The organism is Nonomuraea sp. NPDC049607 (genome assembly GCF_040675375.1).
GTDB lineage: Bacteria > Actinomycetota > Actinomycetes > Streptosporangiales > Streptosporangiaceae > Nonomuraea.
This window is the reverse complement of the sequence record NZ_JBFAOV010000068.1, coordinates 1-23,223: the sequence shown is the minus strand read 5'-3', so window position 1 is coordinate 23,223 and position 23,223 is coordinate 1. Positions and strand designations below refer to the sequence as shown.

Genomic DNA, 23,223 nt, shown 5'->3' with positions numbered 1-23,223 from the left:
GCGGACGTGATTGTGGTGATCAACCCGTCTACCAGGGGTTTCGCCATGTCATCAGGCGAACGTCAACCTCGCGATCATGCTGTGATCAGCAACCCACCGCACGGGGATGAAAACGGCTCACTGTTCGTACCTTCTGCACTCCCGAGCGCCGCATGCGCTGATGGCGCAGCGAACCCTTCCGTTTCAGTATCGAATACACCGTGGGGCTGAGTCAGCGGGTGGCGGACCTGGCTTCGACATTCCGGCCGCTAACCTCCAGCAGGGCTGCCGCCCGAGCGTGCAACGCAGCGGCACCGATCCGGTCAACGAACTGGCCCGACCCACCACCCTCACCTCCAACCTGAACACCTACGTGACGGCCACCACCTACGGCCTGACCGGCAAGGTGGGCCAGTACGAGGTCGGCACCACGGCGGGCAAGCGCTCCTGGTTCACCTACTCCTACGAGTTCGGCACCCAGCGCCTGGCCAACTCCCGGGTGGAACGCGAGAACCAGACCGGCGTGGACCGCTCGGCCACCTACCGCTACGACCTCGCCGGCAACATCACCTCCATCGCGGACGTGTCCAAGTCGGGCACCGACACGCAGTGTTTCGGCTACGACTACCTGCGCCGCCTGACCGAGGCCTGGACCGAGGGCGACACCGACTGCGCAACCGCCCCCACCTCCAGCGTGATCGGCGGCATCCAGCCGTACTGGCAGTCCTACGCCTACGACGCCACTGGCAACCGTACGAAGGAGACCCAGCACGGCGTGGGCGGCGCGGCCGACACCGTCCGCACGTACACCTACCCCGCTGCAGGCCAAGGGCAGCACCGGCTCTCGTCGGTCACCCAGACCGGCGCGGCAGGCGCGCGTACCGACAGCTTCGGCTACGACCAGGTCGGCAACACCACCACCCGCAAGATCGGCGCGACCAACCAGACACTCACCTGGGACACCGAGGGCCGTCTGGAGAAGGTCACCGACGGCACCAAGACCAGCACCTACCTCTACGACGCCGACGGCAACAGGCTGATCCGCCGCGACGGCACCACCGTCACCCTGTACCTGCCCTTCGGCATGGAGCTGAAGAAGACCACCGTCGTCTCCGGCACCCGCTACTACAACCTGGACGGCCAGACCGTCGCCGTCCGCGTCGGAGCCAGCGCGGTCAGCTTCCTCGCCCCCGACCACCAGGGCACCGGGCAGGTGGCCATCCAAGGCGCCACCCAGATCGTGTCACTGCGCCGCACCCTGCCCTTCGGCGGGCTGCGCGGCTCGACCGGCGTCTGGCCCGGCGACCACGGCTTCCTGGGCACCGGCATCAACGACAGCACCGGCCTCACCCATCTCGGCGCCCGCGAGTACGACCCGCTCCTCGGACGGTTCGCCAGCGTGGACCCGATCATGGACCTGACCGACCCCCAGCAGATCCACGGCTACGCCTACGCCGGCAACAACCCGCTCACCTGGAGCGACCCCACCGGCCTGCTGACGGCCTGCGCCTCCTCCTGCGAAGCGGGCGACACCACCTACACGCCGAAACCCAAGCCCAAGCCCGCGGCCAAGCCGGCCACCTCCACACCCACATCCACATCCAGCGGAAGCCGCGCCGCCGGCACCGTCGCCGCCCAGCAGGCGGTGGCCGCCGCCCAGACCAAGGTCGAGGCGGAGAAGCAGAAGATCATCCAGACCGTGGTCGCGCTGGCGAAAATCGCGGCCGACGAGGTCGGCCTCACCGCCGGCATCGACTGCTTCACCACCGGCGACCTGGCCGCCTGCGGTGAGACCGCGGTCAACGTCCTCACCTCGGTGGCCGGCGGCGTCCTCGGCAAGGCCGCGGTCAAGTACGGTCTGCCCTGGAAGTGGGGCAAGGCCATCGAACTCGGCAAGAAGGTCGGCGGCCTGCTGGTCAAGGCCAAGGACTCCTTCGTCGGCTGGCTGAAGGCCAAGGACGAACTCGCCGTCGCCGAACGAACGTTGGCCAACTGCCTGACCAACAGCTTCGTCCCTGGCACGGCCGTCCTGATGGCCGACGGCAGTACCAAGCCCATCGAGAAGGTCCAACTCGGCGACAAGGTCAAGGCGACCGATCCGAAGACGGGCAAGACAACCTCACGCCCCGTCGTCAACGTCATCACCGGCGAAGGCAAGAAGAACCTCGTCCAGATCACCGTCGACACCGACGGCGACAAGGGGCAGGCCACTGGTCTCGTGGTCGCCACCGACGGCCACCCGTTCTGGAGCAGGGACAGCAAGAGCTGGGTCGCGGCGGGCGATCTTATGCCGGGCGCGTGGCTCCGGACATCATCCGGCACCTGGGTCGAGGTCACCGCGGTCGAGAAGCAGAGCGCGGTACGACGCGTCCACAACCTCACCGTGGCAGGCGTTCACACCTACCATGTCGGGGTCGGGCGGCAAAATGTCCTTGTCCACAACTGCGGCACGCCGGACTTCGTGGCGAGCGCGGATGGCGTGATCGTGCCGACCAGTGCGAGCCGATTGGAAGCAGGTCTCCAGGCGGCAGAGAATGCCGGACATGTGACTTCGAAGCCGACGCAATCAGCAGGACGGGAATACCTTCTCCCCGATGGGTCCAGCCTGAGGGTCATGGAACCATCCGGCACGGCCGGACTTCGCGCGTCGTTCGAGGACGGAAAGGGAGGACCGGTTAATCCGTTCACCGGGAGGAAACCGCAGAAGCCGAAGAACTTTCAGGGAAACTGGAAGCTCGAATTTCGTTCGCGGACTCACGTAGAGTTGATGCCATGACCGCCACCAACCTTGAGCGCCTCCGCGGCTGCCTGCCGTTGCGGATCGAGGAGCTCAGCTATGACGAGCCCAGCCTCGTACTGGGAGGTGCTGGATGGTCTCTCAGCGTGCTGTCGTCGTGGCGGCTACTTGACGAACACGGGGCAGTCACCCTGGGAGGGCAGAGCAAGGAGAACGACATTCGCGAACATCTCCAAGCGCTTGCCGATGTCGACGTGGTGAATGTGGGCATCCAGTCGGAGTCTCTGCCCGTCGACCCTCGACTACAGCTCTCCAACGGATTCGTTCTGGAAATATTCAGCGACTATCCCTTCGACACCTGGGTCTGGAAAGTTCGAAACTGTGACCTCATCTACGTTGGCCCGCTACTGCTGAAATGACCAGATAGGTGACGTTCCAGTAAGTCGCATGCCTACAGAGTACCCATCTGTTAGGGGTAACAATGCTGGATCGGTTCTTGCATGCCTATGAGCTGACGGCAAATGCAGGTACCGATGGTGGCGTCCCTCATCCCAAGGGACGCCACCGACCTACCTGTCAACCCGACGGGCGCATGGACGACCCAGCAAGCCCGGAACCTTCTGATGGACCTGGGTGAACGCGCCGACGCCTTCAGGTTTCTCATCCGAGACCGTGACGGCAAGTTCCCCCGCATCTTCGATGAGACGTTCGCCGCCGCTAGAGCCTGTACGGAGTTCGGATCTCTAGGCTGGTCGGAGGCTTCGGATCCATAAGACGGCCCCGCGTAGGTGCAGGCCAGCCAGATAGCTGTCGGGCGTCTTGTCGAACCGGAAAGCCAGCCCACGCCACTGTTTGATCCGGTTGATGCAGCGTTCGGCCGTGTTGCGTTGCTTGTAGAGATCGGGATCATGGGTGACTGGCCGCCCGCCGCCAGAACCGCGCTTCTTGCGGTTGGCCGCCTGGTCGGCCTTCTCCGGAATGACCGCCTTGATCCCGCGTCGACGCAGGTAGGCGCGGTTGCCGCGCGAGGAGTACGCCTTATCCGCGGCCACCGCGCCCGGCCGGGTGCGCGGACGGCCGATCGGCAGACGGATTCTGATGCGCTCCAGAACGGGGCGAAACTGCGGGCTGTCTCCGGCCTGGCCGGCGGTCAGGACGAAGGACAGCGGACGGCATCGACCATCGGCCGCCAGATGCTGTGCCGCTCGAAAACACGGTTTCGTGGCGTGAGCTGGGGTTTTGCTTCGCGACCAGGGTCGTGGCTGCAACCATCGCAAGGTGTTGTTAACGCTTGTCTACCGGTTGGTAGGGTGCCTGTTCGGCCTGCTGGCAGTGCTGGTCCGCTCTGACCTGTCCAAGGACGCTGAGCTGCTGGTGCTCCGTCACGAGAACCAGGTACTCCGCCGTCAACTCGGTAGTCGGCCGCGATGGGATCACACCGACCGGCTCTGGCTCGCGGCGTTGTCACGATTGGTCCCCCGCCGCCGATGGGCGGAAGTTTTCCCGCTCACCCCAGCGACGATCTTGCGCTGGCACCGCAACCTGGTCGCGCGCAAGTGGACCTTCACCGACAGGCGGCGCCCGGGGCGACCATGTACCCGCCGGCCGGTCAAGGCGCTGATCGTGCGGATGGCGCGGGAGAACCCGACATGGGGGCATAGAAGAATACAGGGTGAGTTGGCGCGCTCGGGTTACCCGATCGCGGCCTCCACGGTATGGGAGATCCTCCACGCCGCCGGTATCGCTCCGGCGCCCTTCCAGGCCGGGCCGACCTGGCGGCAGTTCCTGACCGCCCAAGCCCACGCAATCATCGCGTGCGACTTCCTGGTAGTCGAGACGCTGCTACTCAAGCGGCTGTACGTGCTGATCTTCATCGAGCACGGTACCCGGCGGCTGCACTTGGCCGGAGTGACCGCGCACCCAACCGCAGCATGGACGGTGCAGCAGGCTCGCAACCTGGTCATGGACTTGGGTGACCGCATTGCCGGGCTGAAATTCGTGATCCACGATCGGGACCCGCTCTTCACCTCCGCCTTCCAAGAGGTCTTCAAGGGTGAAGGGCTGCGAATCATCACCACGCTGCCGCAGACGCCGAGGATGAACGCCATCTGCGAGCGCGTCATCGGCACCCTGCGCCGCGAACTCCTGGACCGCATCCTGAGCCTCAACGAACGCCATCTGACTCTCGTGCTCCAGGAGTATCTGATCCACTACAACGGGCACCGACCGCACCTCCCGGTATCAACGCCCCCCGGACATCTCAATGCAGCCCGCCCGCGACCTGACCGACCTACGATCCGTCCGCCGAAAACCCGTCGTCACAGGCACGATCAACGAATACCACCACGCCGCGTAGCCGCAGCTCAAACCACGAAACTTAATATTCGAGCGGCACACGCCTGATACGCCGATACGGGCAAGATCGGTCCTTGTGTCTTTCCGTCTCCTGTATCTGATCATGATTTGGTTGTTCGGCTGGCTGGTGCTGCTGGGCCGAGGTGAGGCGGTGAAGGACGTCGAGATCATGGTGCTTCGGCATGAGGTGGCGGTACTGCGCAGGCAAGTCACGCAGCCGAAGCCGGACTGGGCCGATCGAGCGATCCTGGCCGCGCTGTCCCGGCTCATACCACCTGGGATGCGGGCTCACCGGCTGGTGACACCGGGCACCCTGCTGGCCTGGCACCGTCGCCTGGTCCAGCGCCGATGGACGTATCCGCACCGGTCCGGCCGCCCCCGGACGAGCAAGGAGATCCGGGAGCTGGTGGTGCGCCTGGCGCAGGAGAACCGTCCTGGGGATACCGCCGGATGCACGGTGCACTGGTCCTGCTTGGCTACCAGGTCAGTGAGGCGACCGTACGCCGGATCCCGCGGAGCCGGAGGATCGGCCCGGCTCCACGAAGCACCGACACCTCGTGGAGGATCTTCCTACGCGCCCAGGCGCAAGGCCTGCTGGCCGTCGACTTCTTCCATATCGACACGATTTCCTTAAAGCGCCTGTACATGCTGTTTGTCATAGAAGTCACCACCCGGCGTGTGCGCATCCTCGGCGTGACCGCCAACCCGACCGGCGCCAGGACGGCCCAGCAGGCCCGCAACCCGTTGATGGACCTCGGGGCACCGATCGCCTCGTTTCGCTTTCTCATCCGCGACCGAGATACCAAGTTCACCGGTGTCTTCGACGCGGTCTTCGCCGGCGCGGGCGTGCTACGCCGAGCGATGGGTCCGTACCGTACGGGCCGAGTGCACCGACCGCATGCTGATCTACAATAAACGGCACCTGCGGTCGGTGCTCACCGAGTACGCCGATCACTACAACGGCCATCGACCGCACCAGTCCCGTCGGCAGCGGCCACCTGATCACGACGAGCGGACCGTGATGCCGCTGGAAAGCCGGATCGAACGCCGGAAGGTGCTCAGCGGGCTGATCAACGAGTACAGCTGAGCGTAGCGCTTCGGAGAACCCCCAGCTCAAGCCCGATGCGATGATTTGAAGCGGTACAGGCGTTGGCCTTGACAATTGACTGCGGCGGACGCGCAGTTGTCAGGGAGGCCACGGTGACGGCCGGGCCATCGTGCAGTAGTCCCTACTGCGCTTGCCTCGATGTCCCTGTTGAACGGTGAATGACGCGACTAAGCAACGACTGTGGCCCAAGCTTGCCCACGTGCAGCAAGTAACTCGCGGCCGAAGTCGGACGCTTTGAGGAGCGTGCTTGCTGGGTGCTCCTTGCCACGCTGAGGAGACCGAACGCCACTCCAGCGCTGGTCAAGATGGGCTGCCCTACGGCTACACCGCCAAGCAGGGCAGCAGCGGCCGGTAGCTCGAATTTGACGTTCAATGCGCCAAAGACAGAGTCCACGCCGACGCTACGCATTGCCTTCTTCAGTTCGTGAAGAGGCCGCTCGAATTTTTGCTCGACTCTCTGATGTAGGTACGCGTCGAAGACGGCAGGCTCCTTCACGTCGGTAAGGACGTCGCCCAGTTCGGCTACTGTAGCGGTCACCAAATCGCCGAAAGCCTCGAAGTCAGACCCGTATTTCTCCCTAAGACGAACGATCTTCTTAGTGGGGACTTCACTGAGGTTCGCTGGGATGGCAACGCGCAGAGCCAGAAAGGCAATCCTATCGCTCAATTCCTGGGATCGCTGATCCGCTGGCTTCTCAAGCGGGGATAGTAGAGCGTCAGCGATCTGATTAGCCGTCCACTCCTGATCAGCCGAATGCATACCAACCTGGTCGGTGGTGGGTTGAAGGTGGTTCTGCCGAGCGATCTCTCGGGTGAGGGCGCACTTGTAAACCGTTGCGAACTGGGGATGGACCGCTAGCCAGGCTCGTGCACCAACTTTCTGCCGGACTGCCTTAAACGCTAGCCCTTCTTCAATTAGACGGTTTTCAAGTATGCGATCGACTTCGTCAGGAAGCATGCCCGTGAGAGCGCGCTGCGGAACTGCATCCTCAATTTTGGCGATGAGCGCATCCTCATCGTTCGATTCCTCGAACATCCCCGAAAGAGCCGGGACGCGCAGGCGCTCGTTCGCTAGAAGAGGACGCAGAGCACCATGTGAATCATGCCTCGATACCGAGAGGGAAGATCCAGGAAGGACCCGATAAAGCGCACGGAGATCGTCGGCGTGTTCCGCCAACACCTGTTGGATCACAGAAGATACGGCACGAGCAGCGACGGGATCAGGTCGCACATGGATGAGGAAATCTAGCCCGTCATCGAGAGCCCGTACCACCTCGGAGTAATCACGCACCTGATATGTTCTTCGCCATCATCTACTACGCCGGCCTACGCCCCGAAGAAGTGGTCAAGCTCGCAGAAGACAACGTCACCCTTCCTGACCTGGTAGGGAATCCAGAAACGGGAGAGTTGGAGGAACCCGCCGACGATTGGGGAGAGCTTCACTTCGCAGGGGCAGCGCCCTTCGCCGGCCGGGAGTGGACCGACGACGGCAGCCTGCGCGAGGAACGCGCCCTCAAGCACCGCGCCGAGGGCGAGACGCGCACCGTGCCTTGCCCGCCCGCCCTCACCCGGATACTCCGCGCCCACCTCGCGGAGTTCGGTATCAAACCCGGAGAACGGCTGTTCACCGGTGTTCACGGGGGCGAGCTGCCCGGCATCACGTGCCGCCGTGTTTGGGCCAAGGCCAGAGAGAAGGCCCTGACCAGGCAGGAAGCACAGTCACCGCTGGCCAGGCGAATCTACGACTTGCGTCACGCCTGCGTCTCGACCTGGCTCAACGCCGGCGTTCCGGCCACGCAGGTAGCCGAATGGGCAGGTCACAGCGTGGAAGTCCTGCTCAGGATCTACGCCAAGTGCATCGTCGGCCAGGACGCGGTCGCGAGACAGCGCATCGACCAGGCGCTGAGGGACGACCAGCGCGACCCGTGATCGTGGGGAGGCATTGGGGAGAGCCACCCGCAAACGCTCGGTATCAGCCGTAGATAGCCGGACACGAGATGCCCTCGCCTTGCCGCATCAGTGCAGGTCAGGCGAGGGTTTCCCCTGGTTGTGATCTGCGCGCCCTGCAGGATTCGAACCTGCGACCGTCGGATTAGAAGCAAGATCTTTAAGTGTCGCGGAGTGTCGCTTGACGGTGGTTCGTACCGCCTGCGCGCACATTGCGTGTCAAGCGGTGCCGGGCCCTGACGGCGAGTGACGGGGCGTACGAGCACGCACCGAGCACGGTGGACACCCGATTTGATCACCGTGGGTCGCCCACATCATCAAGCTTGTACCCAGAGCCCGCCGTCACGCCACATAGATCCTGGTCCCTGTGCTCGGCACGTGCTCCCGCGGAGGCGGCCACGCTGCCTCGCCGCCTTCGAGATGGCGTCGGCAAGCTGACGGCCGGCGAACGGTACGCCGCTCCTACCCTGGCCATCACCAAGACCCCTCGGAAACTTGACAGAGACCCTGAGACGAGGCGAACCGTTCCTCATCGAGGAAGCGCCTCAGTGATCCGGTTGACAACGCAGCCAGCCCGTGGCCGTTCGAATGACCACCTGCGCTCCATCCGCCTCCCCCACCGTCAGCGCCGCGATCAACGAATAACACCGCGATGGGTAACCACAGCTCAGACCACGTAACTCAATATTCGAGCGGCACAGGCCAGGTCCCAGCCGAAGATGACCCGGGCGCACTGGCCGATGGCGGCATAGCGCCTGCGGTGGACGATGTGTCCTTTGATGGCCAGTGCGGCAGCAGTCAGGACGACCAGCGCTATGGCTCGTGGGGATGTCCATGCCTTCGCCTGGGCGGCGATCGCTCCCTGGAACACTCCGACGGCGACGAGCAGCTGGTCGCAGGCGGCGACGAGTTGATCGCGCTGCTCGGCCCGGCGTTGCCTTCGCAGGCGCAGGACACCGATGAGCGAGCCGATGCCGGTGAGGAAGAAGATGATCGCGGCCGTGGCGGGGTCGATGAGGTCAGCCCAGGCGAGGTTCACCCGTCAAGGGTGGCGGTGGGCGGCCAGGCTGGGCGGCGGATTCCGCATAGTAAAGCCGGATCGTTCCCCTTCAGGCTGGTCAGTCGTGGGCGGCTGCTCGGCGGTAGCCGCGTCTCTGACTCATGGCGGTGTCGACCGTGCTGCGTGTCGTCGGGTGGTGGGAAGCGGCGAGCGGCATGCGAGAGCTCTCAGTCCGGAAGACGCCAGTTGCAGATCTCGCCGTTGACACACAGCTCAGTGGTCGTGTTGCGAGGTTCCGGCGGCTTGATCGAAACTTCGCTACCCCACCCTTGGTAGCGAGTGTCGTTGGAGAAGGTCTTGCCCACCAATTCGTCAAGGCCGCCGGCAAGAGTGTATCTGCTCTCCACTCTGCTGATCAGTCCCGACGAGGTCAGCGTGAGGGTGTAGGAAAGTTTCGTGCCAGTGAGGCCCCAAGAGCCCTGAGTGGAATGGCCGAACCAGAGGGAGTGCGCCTGGCCGAGCTCCTTAAAGGTGATCACGCCGGTGACAGTGTTCCCGTTCCTTCGGCCGTTCTTCAGCATGGCCGCCACGGTGGCTGGCTCTGTCGGGTTGAGGATCTGCTCGTCGTAACCGAGTAGCTCGGTGTGCCAGAGGTGCAACTGATGAGAATTCTTCCACCAGGTCTTGCCGTCCTTCAGCCATTTCCCGACGAGGCCGCCGGACTGGTAGCTGGTGCCTCCGACCTCGTGGTTGAAGCCGATGACGCGTTCCGTCCCATGCTCACCCCCAGTTGTGGTGACGTCTAGGGCCTTGACTCCTCCCGCCGTGCCGTTGAACTCGAAGACACCCTTACGTCGTCGTTCGGCAAGCTTCTTTGTGCCCTTCGAGAGGGTGGCCGTTTCGGTGAAACTCACCCCGTGTCCGGATGCCAGAACCTTTCTCAGTACCTGGACGGGATCTTTGGAGACTGCCCGCACCGAAGCGTGCACTGGAGCAGCCCCCGCCAGCAGAGCACCACTGGCCAGCAAAGCTAAGATCATGTTTCTCATGATGATGATTCTGCCTTGATCAGGACACGCATGGAACACGGCTTGGATGCGACTGGCGATAGCGAGTGAAGGCTAGGTGACTGAGCTGCAGGTGCGACAGCAGAGGTTGGCACTGTGGTTGCGGCTGACGGGATCCCGCCCCTCCTCACAGGAACGTCTCCTGCCGAGATGAGAAGCGCCCAGACTGCCATCAGCAGTCATAGGTATTACCTTTCTTCTCCGCTTGCTGTTCGAAAAGATTATCGCAGGCCTCTATCGGCTGGTCGAGATAGAGGACGAGATACGTTGGCCAGAATTTGGTGATGTTGTAATAGTGGTACCACTGCTCCCTGTGTTCGGCCTCGTGACGAAGGAACTCCGGCTGATTCTTGTCAAACCAGTCGGGGCTGCGACGATTGCCTTGGGAGTCGTATCCAGTGAGTGTCACGTTTCCCAGTGTGGTTCCACCTCGACCAAAGTGCAGACCTTTGGTGAGGCCGCTACAGACAGTGAGCCCAGTCGCGGCATGCTTTTCACATGTCCCATGTTCCTTCGTGGCCCATGCAATCAATTTCTTCTCGAATGTCTTGCTCGACCAAGTGGGGTCTGCGTTAACGAGGAACAGTACGAGCCTTCTACCAATCCCTCCGTTGCCCACGATTGTGCCGACATCGCTGAGCTGGCAGGGTCCGTCGCCGACCTCTCCCCTGCAGAACAGGTCTCGCCATTCGAGCCACTTATACCGAACCTCTTGCTTACATTTATCCGTTTGCATCTGCTGATAGCAGCTACTGAGCCGCTGGTCCAGCTCGTAGGTCGCTTTTAGAGCGCGGGTAACTTGGAGGCGCGTCACCTTCTTGCCATCGCCACCCGACGGCAAGGCGAAGCTCCACAGAGCTTTCCACAGCGCCCTGACATCCTCCTCCGGGGCGCCATCGTAAACGAAGTCGATGATCTCTTGACGGATCTTCTTTTCGACCGTCCAGAAACCGTCCATGGCCTGCATACCGTTTGGCAGGATGTTCCGCTTCTTGAGTTCGGATTCCGGCAGTGCGAGCGTGACGTTGTAATCGACAGCTCCGCAATAGTTGTATGCGGGGCCGGCGCAGGCGACTCCTCCTCCGCTCCCCCCGAAACCGTCGCCGATCGTTTTGCCTCCGCTCCCTCCGGCTCCCCGGCAGTAGGTTGCCTTGAAGGCGTCGATGGAGTCATTGCAGAGGTTGCCTGAATAGCCGCCGGAGCCGTACTCGAAACCGGTGGAAGCGGCCGCGTGCCCCGTGGGATCGGTTCTGGTGAGGGGGGAGGCGTTGGCGTAGGTGTAGCGGTTCGCCTGAACGGATGGGGTCGGATCGAGCGTGGCGGTGTCGCGACTGGCGAAGGTGCCGGTGCCGGGCTGGTACCAGCGGGCGTGCATGTTGACCTTGCCGGTGTCTGGGTCGGTGTATTCGCCCTGGTAGCCGAGCTGCGCCTTGGTGCCGGTCTGGGCAGTGACGATGCCGAACGGATCGTAGGCGGTGGAGGTTTGCAAGGTGGCGGTGTATGTGGCGATCAGGTCGCCGTGCAGGTCGGACAGCGCCGCCACGGCTGCGCTGGCACCTTCCTTGATGCCGAGCAGGGCACCCTTGGCATCTCGGGCGTACTTGGCCTGGGCGGTGCCGCTGCTGTCGGTGATGGCGGCCAAGTCGTTGCCGAGTCCTGAGTAGGCGAAGGTCTGCTTTGCAGTGCCGCGAATGCGACTGACGGTGCGGTCGAGGGCGTCGTAGGCGTAGAGGCTGTCGCCGTCGGCGATCATGCGGTTGAACGCGTCGTAGGTGTAGCTCGTGGTGGTTGCGGTCTTGGTCTGGCTGGCCAGCGTGCCACGGGGTGTGTAGCTGTAGTCGGTGCCATCACCACTGGTCAGGCGGTTGCGTTCGTCATAGGTAAAGGTGGTACTACCAGCCTTGGTGCGGTTGCCCGCAGCGTCCCACTCGTAGTTGGTGACGGCGCCGCCGGGGGAGCTCCAGGAGGTGAGGCGGCCGGCCTGATCGTAGCTGTAGGTGTTGGTACCCGCCCCTGCGGTGCCGACGGTGGTTTTGGTGGTGAGGTTGTCGTCCTTGTCCCAGCCGTAGCCAATCTTGGCGATCTGGGTTCCGGAGCCGTTCTTCAGTGTCTGGCCGGTGACCCGGTTCATGTTGTCGTAGTCGATGGTCTGGGTGCCGGCAGTGCCACTGGTGGCGGTGATGGTTTTCAGACGGCTGGCGCTGTCGTAGCCGTAGGTGAGAGTGCGCGCGGTGACCGGGTCGGTGGCGGTTGCCAGCCTGTTGGCGTTATCCCAGGTGAAGGCAGCCGTTCCGGCTGCATCAACGCGCTGGGTGGGGTTGCCGAGCGCGTCGTAGGCGTAGGCGGTCTCCTGCACGGTGCCGCGGGTCACCTTCAATGGCAGGCCGCGGTCGTTGAGGTCGACGGTCAGGTCGCCAGCACTGGTCATGCGGCCGGCCAGGTCATAGCCCAAGGTGCGCTCGGCGCTGGCTGCGCCGCCGCCTGCGCCGGTCTCCTTGGTGAGCTGGTTCAGCTGGTCGAAGGTACGGTCAATGCGAACGCCGCCGGGCTGGATGGTCGCAGTCTGGTTGCCGGCGGCATCGTAGAGCTGGGTCCAGGAGCGGTCGGCCACATCTGGGTGCGCGGTCGTAGCCGATTCTGTCAGCGTTTCAGGCAGCCCAAGAGTGTTGTAGCTGGTCCAGGTGGCGTTTCCGCGACCGTCGGTGATCCTGGTTCGGGCCCCAGAAGCGTCGTAGCCGAAGGTCGTGGTGATCGATTCATCTGCCGAAACCGGCTCGATGCGCGAAGTAAGCTGGCCAAGCGCGTCGAAGGTCTGCCGGGTGATGTGGCCTTCGGGTGAGGTGGCGCTGGTCTGATTCCCCGCCAGGTCGTAACCCACGCTGTAGGTACGCAGTACCGCGCCGGTGTCGTCCAGGTCCTTGACTGTGGTCTTTCGGCCGGCCAGGTCGTAGTCGGCGGTGGTGGCGTTGCCGTTCGGGTCGGTCGTCTTCGTCAAGCGTCCGGCTAGGTCGTGAGCCATCGTGGTCTTTTTGAGCAGCGGGTCGGTAGTGGACGTGGTCTCACCGGCCGCGTTGACCGTGAAGCTGGTCACGCCACTGCCTGGGGCTGGGGCAGTCTGCTTGACCAGCTGGCCCGCGTCGTCGTATTCCAGCTTGGTGATGTAACTGGCTGTGGACGGTTTGCGTTCGATCTGGGTGGCGGTGATCTGCCGACCGAGGTCGTCATAGGTGGCCTGGCTGCGGGCGCCGGTGGGGTCGATGCTTGCGACCTTCTCCCCGGCCAGGTCGTATTCGGTCACCCAGGTGCCCGCGGTCTGGCCGTTCGGGGTGGGGTCGGTGGTGCGAACCTGGCGGCCGAGCTGGTCGTAGTCGTAGGAGGTGACGTTGCCTCGCGGGTCGGTGGTGGACGTCAGCCGTCCCGCCGGATCGTAGGCATGGACGATCGTGGGGGTGATGGCGGTTCCACCGGGAGGGGTGTAGCTCGGCGCGGTCTGCTGCGTCGCCCGTCCAGCTTTGTCGAAGGTGGTGGAGATCCGGCGGCCCTCGGCGTCGAGGGTGTGCGTCTGGGCACCGAAGGTGTCGTAGCCAGCCCGAGTGGTGGGCCGAGTAGTCGTGGTCGCCCCAGCCTTGTCCACCTTGACCTGCGGTCCGGTGGTTTCCATGGCGCGGCCGAGGGCGTCGTAGCGGATGGTGGTCGTGAAGTCGGCCGCCGTTGCTCCTGCCGCGTTTCCGCGCGGGTCGGTCAGCTCGGTGACCAGACCTCTGTCATCAACCTTCCACGTGGTGGTGAGGTCCTGATCGCCGTTCTCGATCGTCTGCCGGGTCTTGATGCCGAGCGCGTTGTAGCTGAACTCGGTGGTCTCCACTCGGGAGTCACCGCCACCGGAGCGCGAGACCTTGATCGGGTTGTTGACGGCATCGTACTCATAGCTGGTCTTGCGCTTCAGCCCGGCCGGGTCGAAGAGGGTCGAGGTGACGCGATTGGCGGCGTCCACGGTGACCTCGGTCGTGGCGATGCCACTGGACACGGTCTTGAGCACATTCCCGGCCGGGTCGTAGGTCGTGTCCTTGAGGATCACGTCCCTCGTTGAGGTGGAACCGTTGAGCTTGACGTCATCGGCGATCACCTGGGAGGGCAGGTTGTCGCCGAAGTAGGTGTAGGAGGTCTTGCGGCCCATGGCGTCAGACTGGGTCGCGAGCCGGCCAGCCGGGTCGTAGGCGAACGACTCCAGCACGACGTCCTTGGCCGGCTGTGGCACAACGGGGCTGCCCGTCCAACCCTTGAGGGTGCGTGAGAGGAGTTCGCCGCGTTTCGAGTAGATATGTTCGATGGCAGTTCCCGCAGCATCGATGGTGCGGACGAGGGTGCCCATCTTGGACCATTCCTGTTTGCTCACCCCGCCCCCGGGCCCGGTGATGGTTTCTAGGCGGCCCAGCGGGTCGTAGCCGTACGTCGCGGTTCGCGCGGTGTCACCTCCGGTCAGGTCGGCCAGAGTCTCCGACTCCTTGTTGCCGTCGGCGTCGTAGACCAAGCGTGCCTGCGCGGTGTGCGTCACGTCGGTGATCTCGTTCCGCGCACCGGGCCCGGTCTGAGTAAGGACCCGGCTGAGGGCGTCGTAGGTGAAGGTGGTCTTGACGCCGTCGGGATGCGATGCCGACACCTTCGTCCGGGACGTGACGCGTCCTAGCGCGTCATGGGTGTAGACGGTCTTTAGCCCGGTCGGGCTGGTCTCCTCGGCCAGGTCACCGGCCGCGGTGTAGGCGTAGCGGTATTCGCGATGCCGGCCGTTGTGCCAGTTGAAGCGGCCCTTGACCAGCCCTGCGGGCATGGTGCCGCCGCCGATGGCCGGCTCGGTGCCGTTGGTGTAGTCCTGTCGTTTCCCCCACCAGGAGTCACCTGCGACGTTCGGCCATGTCTCCGCCTCGACTAGGCCATTGTCCAGCAGCCACCACCGGGTGGCGTAGGTCTCGTCGAGGAATCCGCTCGATCGGGCGTCCAGATGGGCGACCATCCGGTCGTTGCGGGGATCGACCGGGTTGCTCTCGTTCAGGTAGTAGTTGAACCACTCCCAGAAGCAGCTCTGCGCCGTCCGGCAGACGTTCCGTCCGAAGACGTTGCCACGCTTGTCGTTGGCCAGCGTGACCTTGTTCCCGTTCGGGTCGACGGTCTCGGAGAGGTAACCACCGGTGTCGTAGCTGTACTTGGTGAGTTTGCCGAGCTGGTCGGCCTCGGAGACGATGCGGTAGCCGCGCCAGGCGTCATAAGTGGACACCAGTGTGTTGTTGTCCGGGTCGGTCACCGTCACCTTCGACAGACCGGTCGAGGCGGTGTACTCGGGCGCGCCGATCTGCCAGGTGCCGCCGTTGGCGTCGGTGTGGGTCTTGAGCCGGTCGGTCGCCGGGTCGTAGGTGTTGCTCATCCACACCCTGCCGGACGGCAGGGTGATCTTCGCCAGCTTGTACGGCACCGCCAGCCGCGCCTCGTAGTGCAGGCGCACGTCTTCAGGGGTCAGCGGCTTGGCGTAGACGGCGACCTCGTCGACCTGCCCCTTCAGGCCGAAAGTGGTCTGGGCGCCGGCGGTCCCCGGCGTGGCCGGCCACTGACCTCCGACGATGGTGCCGAGGCCGACGTCCGCCTGGGAGGGCCAGCCGACGGTGGTGGGCTGGGCCAGCGTGCCGGCTTGGGCACCGTCGAGGTACATGCGCTGCTCGGAGCCCGACAGCGTCATCACCACGTGATGCCACTGCCCATCGTTCACCGTATTGGCGGAGGTGATCGGTGAGATCCCGGCGGTGCCGCCGCTGCCGACGCGCCGTAGCTGGCCGCGCAGCTTGCCATCCGTGCCGACGTACACCAGGGCGGACTTGGTGTCCGCGGACGTCCCGACCGACAGCAGCGCACCGGCCTGCGTGGTCTTGAACCAGGTCTCGAACGACGCGGCTCCTTCCACCCGGGCCAATGCGTGGCCGGGCAGACCGACCCCTTGCGTGCCGGACAGTGAGACCGCAGTGTCTCCGGTGCCGGCCAGCACGCCCGGCTGCTTGAGCGTCGCGGACTTGTAGGTCGCGGGCCCAGCACCCCAGCCGAGGTCGGCTGCCTGGCTGCCGCTGGCCTCACCGAGCCGCCAGTAGCCGATCGGGTCGGAGTTCAGCACAGCGCTGCGATACAGCGATCCGTCGGTGTAGTCGAAGGAGACGCAGTTGGGCGCCTGCACCGGCGAGCACACCTGCTTGAGCTGGTCGCCCTCATACACGTAGGTCCAGGTCAGCGCCCTACCGTCGACGGGCTGGGTGGACACGCTCGCCACGTGGGCGCCGTTCCAGGTGAAGGACAGCGACCGGCCGCCCGGGCTGGTCACGCTGGTGAGCTTGCCGCTGTCGTCGTAGGCGAACTGCTGAGCACGGCCGAGATTGTCAGTGATCGTCGTCAGTTTGCCCAAGGTGTCGAACAGGTAGGTGGTGGAGGACTTGTCCATCAGCCGCCACCCGGACGGCTCCTTCACGCACTGCTGTACCTGGCAGACGTCCCTGAATGTCTGCACCAGCGTCGCGTACATGCCCGGCGGCGGTTGATAGCTGCCGTCTCCCTTGGCCGCGAAGCGCACGTGCCGCCCATCTGGGTGGGTCAGCAGCAGGGTCGGTACCGCTGCCACCGTCTCGGGCTGGATCTTCATGTCGAACCGGGTCGACCAGCCGGCCCCGAACATGCCGTCCTTGCGCGGGTCCATGCTGTTGTAGGAGCGCACGATTGACAACGGCGGCCCGGCCGCCGCCACCGTCGCGTCGGTGAAGGACGTGGTGTAGTTGCCGGGAAGCTGGTGGAACTCCTGGCCGTTCACGCCGGAGCTGGCCAGCTGAGAGGTGATGGCGGGCTGCCGGACGCCGGTGGTGAACGACAGCGCGGGCGTGGTGGTGGTCAGCGAGTAGGCGCTGTCCAGCGCCGCGATCGTCCACCAGTACTCCTTGCCCCACACTAGCTTGTCCGCGGGCACCCGCCAGGTGTTGACGTTGCTGGCGAGCTGGCCCGAGGTGAAGCAGGCGGTCCCGGTCATGTCGGCGTTGTCGCACACCTTGAACGTGTACTTGATCGTCGAACCGCCGTTGTTGCTGCGCGCGTGCGAGACCAGCAGCGGCGTCAGCGAGTCCACCAGCATCTCATCGACCGGGAAGGCGTCCTCGACGGTCGGCGGGTAATACACCGGCTCCGGATCGGGATCCGGAGCCGGCGGGTCAGTGCACACCGGGCCGCGATTCCAGTAATCCCGCAGAATTCCCGCCCCTTCGGGCGTGATCTCATAATACGTCGAACCCGGCGCCTGAAAGGCCGGGACCGATACACGTGCGGTCCAGATGTACCTCGTCCCGCCACTACTGCCGTACGCGACCTGCGACCCCCAGGAGTAACTGTTCGATGAAACGTAAGCAGGGTACGACGAGCAATACACGTCGGCTAACGATTGAGCGTCGGAGGATTTCGCTGACGTGGACGGCTGGGCTTCCACGTCGAACCGGCCCTCGGGCCGCAATACGCCCTTACGCTGACGCGGGTCCTGCTTGGAAGGCTCGTTCTTCGCACTACTGGTCGTGGCATCCGCATCGACCAGCGGCGGCAACGCACCAGTTGACCCCCACTGCTGGTCCGGTGTATCTGGAACGCCCTGCCCATCAGTAAAAGTCCCACCAGCTGCAGCTTGGGCCTGCAAGGCGGATACGAACGTAAGGCCAGGGAGCAGCGCCAAGGGCGCGAGAACGCGCCAGCCATTCCGAATTAAAGCAGCAGAAAACTGTCCATGACGCATGTAGTCATACTCCGAACCAACGAGGGCGCCCCTATGGGAACGCCAGACGTTGCTCCCCCCCATCCGGCGCGGAACTTGTTCTTTGTCACGGAAGGCTCAGAGCGGCGCTAAACAGGGCAGAGCGTATCTTCGTGTCGATTCATTCCGCAAGATCTTGTTCTGGCGCGCAAGGCTCACAAAGAGTAACAATGCATTCTTTTGGTATTTTTAGAGAGAAATACCGTAGCGGTGCGACCTATATTTCATCTACACATGGAGCACGGCACCCGACGACTGCACCTCGCCGGAGTAACCGCCCACCCGACCGGGGCATGGACCGTGCAGCAGGCCCCCAACCTGGCAATGGACGTGAGTGACCGCATCGCCAGGCTGCGATTCCTGATCCACGACCGGGATCCGCTCTTCACCTCCACCTTCAGGCAGGTTTTCGAAGCCGAAGGGCTGCAGATCATCACAACGCTGTCGCGGACGCCGAGGATGAACGCCATCTGCGAGCGCGTCATCGGCACCCTGCGCCGTGAACTCCTGGACCGGATCCTGATCCTCAACGAACGCTACCTGGCCCTCGTGCTCCAGGAGTACCTGATCCACTACAACCGGCACCGGCCGCACCAATCCCGGCAGCAACCCCCTGGACCTCACAACGCCCACCCACGACGTGACCGACCTCAACGATCAGCGAACCGTCCATCGAAAACCCGTCGTAGCCGGCATGATCAGCGAATACCACCACGCCGCTTAACCACAGCTCAGGACAAGTAACTCAATATTCGAGCGGCACACGCACCGAGCCCGGCCGGGCCACTTCATTCGACGTTGCGTCGCGGCCCCCGGAATGGGATCCGCGCTCCAACCACGCCAGCGCCATCCACGGACGAGGGTCATGGTGCTCGGCGGGCGCTCCAACCTGTACACCACTCCCTGCATGCTGCTCCGACCGCCCGACAAGACCGACTTTGCGGCATCCTCCTCGATGACCTGCTGGCGCTGGCCGATCCGCGCGAGCCCGCCACCCGCACCCAGATCGCCGACCTGATCAAGCGCACGCTGGCCGAGACCGACACGCTCCCGACGCTGGAGACGGTCCGCCGCAAGATCAAGACCGGGCAGCATCTGACCCAGGAGATCACCGTCGAGCAGTGGCTGACCGAGTTCCTGCACCGCAAGCGGAGGATCGAGGAGACCACCCGCCGCTCCTACGAAAGCCACATCCGCCTCTACCTCACCCCATACCTGGGACGGCTCAGGTTGGATCAGCTCAAGGTCAGCGACATCGCGTTGATGTTCGAGCGGATCGAGGAGTTCAACGACACCATCGCCGAACGCCGCACCGACCCCGACCCGCAGGTGCGCCAGAGCGTCAAGTTCCGGCGGCCGATCAGCATCGCCACCATGCACCGCATCCGCGCCACTCTCCGCCACGCGCTAAACATGGCCATGCGCCAGGACCGGCTGGTCGACTTCAACCCCGCCGCCGTGCTGGAGATGCCCGCCCATGTCCGGCCCAAGCCATTGGTGTGGACCGAGGACCGGGTCCACGCCTGGCAGCAGGACTTCCGCACCTACCGGCAGGCGGAGAAGCAGCGCCGGGGCGGGCGGCGGGTCGATCCCCTCGACGCCTACACCAGCGCTCCCCGCCCCTCCCCTGTCATGGTGTGGACGCCCGCACAGACACGTGTGTTCCTCGACCATGCCCGCCGCCACCGCCTGTTCGCCCTGTATCAGCTGATCGCGCTGCGCGGGCTACGCCGGGGCGAGGCATGCGGGCTGCGGTGGAAGGAGGTCGATCTCAACGGCCACAGTCTGACGGTGAACTGGCAGCTGGTGCAGCTGGCCTGGCAGGTCCACGAAGGCACACCGAAGACCGACGCCTCGGTACGCACCATCGCCCTGGACAGCGACACCGTCCAAGTGCTGCGCGCCCACCGGCAGCAGCAACTGCAGGAACGCTTGGCCATGGGGGAGGCGTGGATCGACACCGGGTTCGTGTTCACCCAGCCCGACGGCAACCGCCTGCACCCCCAGCACGTCTCTGATCAGTTCCTGAGGCTGGCCTACCTGGCCGGCCTGCCACCCATCCGGCTGCACGACCTCCGCCATGGCGCGGCCTCGCTGATGCTGGCGGCCGGGGTGGAGATGAAGGTGGTGCAGGAAACACTGGGCCACACCTCCAGCGCGTTCACCGCCGACACCTACACCTCCGTCTACCCACAGGTGGCCACCGCAGCGGCCGAGAAGACCGCGGCCCTGCTGTTCGGCAAGGAAGAGCAGACCGAGACCGGGAGAGTCGTCTCGTTGAGGAGCTGACAGTCGGATTAAGCATCCGGCCCCGCGTTCGCCGCCTGCTCGCGGCGAGGCGGGGCCGCTGCTCTTGCCGCACAGGCTCGGGGATGGCGGATGATCATGGTGTGCAGGGTTGGTGCAACCGAGCACGCACGGAGCACGCAACCGCTAGACGAAAATTCTAGAACGCATCCGACGCCACATAACCGCAGGTCAGGCCATGATCAAAGCGCGCCCTGCAGGATTCGAACCTGCGACCGTCGGATTAGAAGCAAGATCTTTTAGTGCCGCGTGATACCGCTTGATGGTAGTTCATGCCGCCTCCGCATACTTCGCGTGTCAGTCGGTGCCGGGCCCTGACGGTACGTGACAGGGCGTACGAGCACGCACCGAGCACGCCGGACAACCTGTTGATCATTTCATCGTGGCTGTCCAGACTCATCGCGCACTTCAGACCACAGGTAGAGATGCCGCCACTGTGCTCGGCGCGTGCTCGCACGCCCGAACGTGCCCTCCGGGCGCCCTGCGGAGAGGTCAACCCGCGCTGAGGAGCGTCAGGCCCTCCGTTCAGACCCGCCACGAGCACGCCGAACTCTTCTGGCCGCGGATGCCCTATCCACAGTTGCGCTACCACGAGCGAAGACGGCAAGTCGGACGATTGAGCAGGCCAGCCGTTGAGCATCACGTAAGGCGATACCTCTGTCCAGCCACAACACAGCAAGTGATGCGCCGCGCGCTGGCACCAATGTTCGCCCTGACCACCCGTCCCTGCCGGCTTCTCCAAGGCTCCCCCTCGTACGCCGCCCCGCCGAGGCACGCTCGAACAGACCACCTCTCATCGCCGCCGTGCTTGTGCGCCGCTTCTGGCCGAACGACGGCGTCGGGCCGGCGCCCTGGCGTGATGAGACAGAGATCAATGACTGCGATGATCGACGCATGAAGCGCATGAGCGTCGCGCTGGTCGTGGCCGGCCTGCTGAGCGTGACGATTCCGGGCGGCGCCGTGCACGCGGCTTCCGCATCGGAGTCTCTCGACTCCGTCGTGCAGGCGATCAAAAAGCAGTTCGCGAAGAAGAGCACCGTGCGCTTCTCCGTCAGGCGGCGCGGCGGCCCTCCCCTCTCGGAGGATCTCAGAATCTCCGGCGCGTACCGCTTCAACGCTTCGGGTATGTACGCCGCCGACCTCACCGAGATCTCCCGCGAGAGGGCAGCGACGGGACGGTCCCGGGAGATCACCATAGGCCGAGAGTTCTACTCGCAAGGCTACGTGCGTTCCGACGAGGGCAAGTACACCTGGAAGTCGCCGCAGACGCTGGGGAAGTGGACCTACGGGCGAAACTTCGCCGGGGTCGTCTGGGGCAAGGATCTTGTCAACGGGATCAACCCGGGATTCCTCGAACTGGTCGCCTCCTACGGCGCGACCAGCGCCGACGGCGGAACCTTCGAGGGAGTGAGGACGACCATCCACACCGGCACCGTGACGGTTACCAAGTTGACGGAGAGGCAGGCCGGCATCTCCTTCGACACCGAGGAGGAGGGGGTGCACGGCGGGCAGATCACCTGGAGACTCTGGACGGGCCCGGACAACCTGCCAAGACGCTTCCACGCCGTCATGAAGTTCACCTGGCCGGAGGGCGACGAGGCGGGAACGGCGACGATGAACATCGTCTATCGAGGATGGGGAACCCCCGTCAAGATCACCGCCCCGCCCAAGCGTCTCATCTCCGATGATTGGTGATGAACGGCCTGCAGGACAACACGGCATTCGGGTTCTCACAGCAAGGTGTCCCTGCACAGCAGGCGGCGAACGATGAGCCAGGCGACAACCATGACACCTGGCGCACACAGATAGCAGACGGCCGGTACAAACCGGAAGCTTGACTTCATGCGACTACGCCTGACTCTCATCGGGTTCAGGTGCCGGCAGCCGGGTGCCCGTGTTAGCGACAATTTCGTCGAGTTTCGCCCCTGCAAGACGGGTGTCACTGAGGTCGACGTCACGCAGATCAGCCTTGCTCAGGTCAGCCCCGCGGAAGTCCGCTCCACGTAGGACAGCTTCACGCATGTGAGCCCCTTGCAGGTGTGCCCCCGCAAGCCGAGCCTCAGCCAAATTCGCTCTTTCGAGATTCGCTTGCCGAAGATCGACGTCTGTCAGATCGGCACCGCGAAGTGAGATTCGCCTGAGCCACGCACGATTCAAAGTCGCATGACGCAAACTGATATGGTCCAGGGTTCCGCTCAGTTGGATGCGCCGCAGGTCGACTCGGGACAGGTACTTGTCGCCGCCGTCAGCATGGTCAGGCAGACGGGCGAGAATGTGCATGGCGATCTGCACGTCTGGAGCACGGCTCGACAGTGCGCCTGCCGAAAACTACACCCACCCAGTTCAAGCGGCATGTGAGTACTCGTGGAGGACTCCGCCGAGTCGGTCCTGTCTGCGGACGCTCAGCTCAGCGATTCGCGTCGGATCCGTGATCGGGGCCGGGACGGTACGTAGCGGGGCAGCTTGGTCCAGGGCTTGGTGGGCGCGGTGCTGGTTGTAGAACCGCTCGTACTCATTCAGGGCGTGGCGCAAGTGGCGCTCGTTCCACAGCAGGCAGCGGTCGAGCAGCTCACAGCGGCACGACTGCACCCACCTTTCCATGACCGCGTTCATACGCGGCACGCTGACACCAGTAAGCACGGTCCGGATACCGGCCTCGGCCAAGATTTCCTCCATGAGGGTGGGGAACTTCCCGTCTCGGTCGCGGATCAGGTAGCGGGCCCGGCAGCCGGCCCCTTCCAGGTCCATCACGAGATTCTTCATCGCCTGGACGACCCAGCTTGCGGTCGGATGGGCGGTGGTGCCCAGCACCCGGACGCGCCGGCTGGCGTGCTCGATGACGGCCAGGATGTACTGGCGCTGCCCGGTGAGGGTGACGGTCTCGATGAAGTCGCAGGCCAGCAGCGC

17 protein-coding genes are annotated in these 23,223 nt (G+C 64.3%); 10 read left to right on the top strand and 7 right to left on the bottom strand.

The annotated features are described in order from the left end of the window. The 3 genes from AB0J97_RS50035 to AB0J97_RS50025 form a co-directional block, all read left to right on the top strand. On the top strand, positions 1-210 hold a 210-nt coding region (locus AB0J97_RS50035; protein ID WP_364104082.1), incomplete at its 5' end, for a hypothetical protein. A gap of 67 nt (positions 211-277) precedes the next feature. Further along, positions 278-2,755 (top strand): polymorphic toxin-type HINT domain-containing protein, encoded by a 2,478-nt coding sequence (locus AB0J97_RS50030; protein ID WP_364104079.1) that lies wholly within the window; start codon positions 278-280, stop codon positions 2,753-2,755. Beyond that, positions 2,752-3,135: a hypothetical protein gene (locus tag AB0J97_RS50025; protein ID WP_364104076.1), complete on the top strand. Its 384-nt coding sequence runs from the start codon at positions 2,752-2,754 to the stop codon at positions 3,133-3,135. Before AB0J97_RS50030 ends, AB0J97_RS50025 begins: the two co-directional genes overlap by 4 nt. A 324-nt stretch (positions 3,136-3,459) precedes the next feature. Here AB0J97_RS50025 and AB0J97_RS50020 read toward each other — a convergent pair whose 3' ends face one another. Further along, positions 3,460-3,984: an IS5 family transposase gene (locus tag AB0J97_RS50020; protein WP_364104073.1), complete on the bottom strand. Its 525-nt coding sequence runs from the start codon at positions 3,982-3,984 to the stop codon at positions 3,460-3,462. Between the two features lie 10 nt (positions 3,985-3,994). Here AB0J97_RS50020 and AB0J97_RS50015 point away from each other — a divergent pair, with 10 nt between their 5' ends. From AB0J97_RS50015 to AB0J97_RS50005, 3 genes are all read left to right on the top strand, one after another. After that, positions 3,995-5,119, top strand: a complete 1,125-nt coding sequence (locus AB0J97_RS50015; protein WP_364104070.1) for an integrase core domain-containing protein — start codon at positions 3,995-3,997, stop codon at positions 5,117-5,119. A gap of 402 nt (positions 5,120-5,521) precedes the next feature. Beyond that, entirely contained in the window at positions 5,522-5,986 is a 465-nt protein-coding gene (locus AB0J97_RS50010; RefSeq protein WP_364104088.1) for a hypothetical protein, read from the top strand. Continuing rightward, positions 5,886-6,158 carry an integrase core domain-containing protein gene (locus AB0J97_RS50005; protein ID WP_364104067.1) on the top strand — a complete coding sequence of 91 codons (273 nt, stop codon included), beginning with the start codon at positions 5,886-5,888 and terminating at the stop codon, positions 6,156-6,158. The genes AB0J97_RS50010 and AB0J97_RS50005 overlap by 101 nt, the downstream gene beginning before the upstream one ends. Positions 6,159-6,300: 142 nt before the next feature. Here AB0J97_RS50005 and AB0J97_RS50000 read toward each other — a convergent pair whose 3' ends face one another. Continuing rightward, the gene (locus AB0J97_RS50000) at positions 6,301-7,452 is read right to left on the bottom strand and encodes a DUF6236 family protein (RefSeq protein ID WP_364104085.1); all 1,152 of its coding nucleotides are present in this window, start codon (positions 7,450-7,452) and stop codon (positions 6,301-6,303) included. Positions 7,453-7,475: 23 nt separating this feature from the next. Here AB0J97_RS50000 and AB0J97_RS49995 point away from each other — a divergent pair, with 23 nt between their 5' ends. Then, positions 7,476-8,108, top strand: a complete 633-nt coding sequence (locus AB0J97_RS49995; protein ID WP_364104064.1) for a hypothetical protein — start codon at positions 7,476-7,478, stop codon at positions 8,106-8,108. 685 nt (positions 8,109-8,793) lie between these two features. Here the strand turns inward: AB0J97_RS49995 and AB0J97_RS49990 are convergent. The 3 genes from AB0J97_RS49990 to AB0J97_RS49980 form a co-directional block, all read right to left on the bottom strand. Continuing rightward, entirely contained in the window at positions 8,794-9,165 is a 372-nt protein-coding gene (locus AB0J97_RS49990; RefSeq protein ID WP_364104061.1) for a hypothetical protein, read from the bottom strand. Between the two features lie 188 nt (positions 9,166-9,353). Further along, positions 9,354-10,175: a hypothetical protein gene (locus AB0J97_RS49985; RefSeq protein ID WP_364104058.1), complete on the bottom strand. Its 822-nt coding sequence runs from the start codon at positions 10,173-10,175 to the stop codon at positions 9,354-9,356. 190 nt (positions 10,176-10,365) lie between these two features. Further along, on the bottom strand, positions 10,366-17,805 hold the full coding sequence (locus AB0J97_RS49980) for an RHS repeat-associated core domain-containing protein (protein ID WP_364104055.1): 7,440 nt from the start codon (positions 17,803-17,805) through the stop codon (positions 10,366-10,368). A 438-nt stretch (positions 17,806-18,243) separates the two neighbouring features. Here AB0J97_RS49980 and AB0J97_RS49975 point away from each other — a divergent pair, with 438 nt between their 5' ends. From AB0J97_RS49975 to AB0J97_RS49965, 3 genes are all read left to right on the top strand, one after another. Continuing rightward, a complete protein-coding gene (locus AB0J97_RS49975) occupies positions 18,244-18,753 on the top strand; it encodes an integrase core domain-containing protein (RefSeq protein ID WP_364104052.1) in 510 nt (169 codons plus the stop codon). 54 nt (positions 18,754-18,807) lie between these two features. Next, on the top strand, positions 18,808-20,298 hold the full coding sequence (locus AB0J97_RS49970; protein ID WP_364104049.1) for a tyrosine-type recombinase/integrase: 1,491 nt from the start codon (positions 18,808-18,810) through the stop codon (positions 20,296-20,298). Positions 20,299-21,120: 822 nt separating this feature from the next. Then, complete coding sequence (locus AB0J97_RS49965) at positions 21,121-22,011, top strand: hypothetical protein (protein WP_364104046.1); 891 nt, start codon at positions 21,121-21,123, stop codon at positions 22,009-22,011. A gap of 153 nt (positions 22,012-22,164) precedes the next feature. Here the strand turns inward: AB0J97_RS49965 and AB0J97_RS49960 are convergent, their stop codons facing one another. Together AB0J97_RS49960 and AB0J97_RS49955 are read right to left on the bottom strand one after the other, a co-directional pair. Next, positions 22,165-22,608, bottom strand: a complete 444-nt coding sequence (locus AB0J97_RS49960) for a pentapeptide repeat-containing protein (protein ID WP_364104043.1) — start codon at positions 22,606-22,608, stop codon at positions 22,165-22,167. 51 nt (positions 22,609-22,659) lie between these two features. Next, on the bottom strand, positions 22,660-23,223 hold a 564-nt coding region (locus AB0J97_RS49955; protein WP_364104040.1), incomplete at its 5' end, for an integrase core domain-containing protein.

Excerpts from the sequence above, each read along its gene's own strand:
- AB0J97_RS50025 (WP_364104076.1), top strand. The coding sequence starts at position 2,752 with ATGACCGCCACCAACCTTGAGCGCCTCCGCGGCTGCCTGCCGTTGCGG.
- AB0J97_RS50010 (WP_364104088.1), top strand. The coding sequence starts at position 5,522 with ATGCACGGTGCACTGGTCCTGCTTGGCTACCAGGTCAGTGAGGCGACC.
- AB0J97_RS49995 (WP_364104064.1), top strand. The coding sequence starts at position 7,476 with ATGTTCTTCGCCATCATCTACTACGCCGGCCTACGCCCCGAAGAAGTG.
- AB0J97_RS49985 (WP_364104058.1), bottom strand. The coding sequence starts at position 10,175 with ATGAGAAACATGATCTTAGCTTTGCTGGCCAGTGGTGCTCTGCTGGCG.
- AB0J97_RS49975 (WP_364104052.1), top strand. The coding sequence starts at position 18,244 with ATGGAGCACGGCACCCGACGACTGCACCTCGCCGGAGTAACCGCCCAC.